The organism is Ramlibacter sp. WS9, assembly GCF_003797765.1.
Lineage (GTDB): Bacteria > Pseudomonadota > Gammaproteobacteria > Burkholderiales > Burkholderiaceae_C > Ramlibacter.
In genome coordinates this window covers 1-701 of record NZ_RKMB01000105.1, presented here as the reverse complement: position 1 = coordinate 701, position 701 = coordinate 1, and the positions used below count along the sequence as shown (strand labels likewise).

The window sequence follows — 701 nt, the reverse complement described above, 5'->3', positions numbered from 1 at the left end:
TTCATAGGCTGATCCCGGGAGTCAGGGTGGCAGGAAGGGACACGCTGGGGCTTTCCAGCGAGGCGACCGGATAGGCGCAGTAATCGGCGGCGTAGTAGGCGCTCGGCCGGTGGTTGCCGGACGCGCCGATACCGCCGAACGGCGCGCTGCTGGCGGCGCCGGTGAGCTGCTTGTTCCAGTTGACGATGCCGGCGCGGCTTTCCACGAGGAACTGCTCGAAACGCTCGCGGGAATCCGACAGCAGCCCGGCGGCCAGGCCGTACTGGGTGGCGTTGGCTTCACGGATCGCCGCAGCGAAATCGGAGTAGCGGATCACTTGCAACAACGGCCCGAAGAACTCTTCGTCCGGTCGCTCGGCCACCGCGCTGACGTCGAGGATGCCCGGGGTCAGCAGGGCGGCGCCGTCGATCGGCTGGGTCATCGCCAGCAGCGGCTGTGCGCCCTTGCCGATCAAATGCTCCTGGGCCTTGAGCAGGTGCTCGGCGGCGCTCAGCGAAATCACCGCGCCCATGAACGGCGCCGGCTGTTCGTCGAAGCGCCCGACCCGCAGGGTAGCGCTGACCGCCACCAGGCGCGCCAGCAGTGCGTCGCCCCAGGCGCCCTGCGGCACCAGCAGGCGGCGGGCGCAGGTGCAGCGCTGGCCGGCGGAGATGAAGGCGGACTGGATGATGGTGTAGACGGCGGCGTCGAGGTCGGCGACC

Annotated in this window: 1 protein-coding gene; it reads right to left on the bottom strand. The window is 69.6% G+C overall.

Going from position 1 to position 701, the window contains the following annotated elements; all coding sequences use genetic code 11:
• Position 1: 1 nt before the first annotated feature.
• Positions 2-701: aldehyde dehydrogenase family protein (locus EEB15_RS33145; RefSeq protein ID WP_141514244.1), on the bottom strand; the 700-nt coding region annotated here is incomplete at its 5' end.